Consider the following 1,492-nt stretch of genomic DNA (forward strand, 5'->3'; position numbering starts at 1 on the left):
GGGCGTAGCCGGTAGCCGCGACCGGGGCGCCCGGTGTTGGAGACGTGCGGGTCCTGGTGCACTTCCGGGCACCGCTGATCGAGACGTTCGTGAAGACCGTGTCGGCCCGTGACTCGTCGAGGGTGGGCAGCGGCACCGACTCGCCGGCGACCACGTACGACTGCTGGACCGTTACGAGACCGTGACACCGGTATTTCGGATCTGGTGTTGACGCAATCTATGTGAGCGCTAACACTACCCGAAAGATGACAGTGGGCCCCGGCAGTCGGCGGGGGAGTCCAGAGAGGAGAAGCCCGTGGGCAGGAAATTCCTGGTTGCTCTCGGCGGCGCGGCACTCGCGCTGAGTTTGGCGGCGTGCAGCGGCGGGGGTGCGGGCAGCGGTGAGAAGTCCGGCGACGAGAAGCCGAGCGACCTGACCATCGGTGTTTCGATGCCGACCCAGACGTCGGAGCGGTGGATCGCCGACGGCAACGCGGTGAAATCGAAGCTGGAGGCCAAGGGCTACAAGGTCGACCTCCAGTACGCCGGCGACGACATCCCCACGCAGTCGCAGCAGGTCGACCAGATGATCACCCAGGGTGCCGATGTTCTGGTGCTCGCGGCGATCGACGGCACCGCCCTCAGCAGCCAGCTGCAGGCCGCCGCGGCCGCGAAGATCCCGGTCATCTCCTACGACCGGCTGATTCGTGGCAGCAAGGACGTCGACTTCTACGTCAGCTTCGACAACTACAAGGTCGGCGTCGCCCAGGGCACCGCGCTGCTCGTCGGTCTCGGCCTGCTGAACAAGGACGGCTCGAAGGGCACCGCCAAGGGGCCACTGAACGTCGAGCTCTTCGCCGGGTCGCTGGATGACAACAACACCCAGTACTTCTTCGGCGGGGCGATGGACACGCTGAAGCCGTTCATCGAGGACGGGACGCTGGTCGTCAAGTCCAAGCAGACCACCCCCGAGCAGGTAGCCATCCTGCGGTGGCAGCAGGAGACCGCGCAGAAGCGGATGGAGAACCTGCTGACCTCCAGCTACAACGACGGCTCGAAGGTCGACGGGGTGCTCTCCCCGTACGACGGCATCTCCCGCGGCATCATCACCGCCCTGCAGAACGCCGGCTACGGCAAGGGCGCGAAGAAGCTCCCCGTGGTGACCGGCCAGGACGCGGAGATCGCCTCGATCAAGCTGATCAACGACGGCGTGCAGAGCTCCACGGTCTTCAAGGACACCCGGCTGCTGGCCGAGCAGGCCGTGAACGCGGCCGAGGCCTTCCTGCAGAAGAAGGAGCCGCAGGCCAACGACACCAAGACGTACAACAATGGTGTCAAGGTCGTCCCGGCGTACCTGCTGCCGATCGCAACCGTCTACAAGGACGACATCAAGGCGACGCTGATCGACTCCGGCTACTGGTGAACCGTGGCAGCCGCTCGGACCATTCCAGCGCGTAGTCACCGAGACCGCTGCCGATCTCGATCGGGTCGTCGCCGAGGTACGGCACGGCCA

General features: G+C 65.7%; 1 protein-coding gene and 1 pseudogene. One reads left to right on the forward strand and one right to left on the reverse strand.

The window, feature by feature from the left end; genetic code table 11:
• The first annotated feature begins 295 nt into the window (after nt 1–295).
• On the forward strand, nt 296–1,402 hold the full coding sequence (chvE, locus tag ABZ749_RS35035) for a multiple monosaccharide ABC transporter substrate-binding protein (RefSeq protein ID WP_357235674.1): 1,107 nt from the start codon (nt 296–298) through the stop codon (nt 1,400–1,402).
• Here chvE and ABZ749_RS35040 read toward each other — a convergent pair.
• Nucleotides 1,392–1,492: pseudogene (locus tag ABZ749_RS35040) on the reverse strand (methyltransferase type 12); the annotation flags it as partial. The gene chvE and the pseudogene ABZ749_RS35040 sit on opposite strands and share 11 nt — an antisense overlap.

The sequence above is a fragment of the Micromonospora sp. NPDC047753 genome, assembly GCF_040642735.1.
Lineage (GTDB): Bacteria > Actinomycetota > Actinomycetes > Mycobacteriales > Micromonosporaceae > Micromonospora.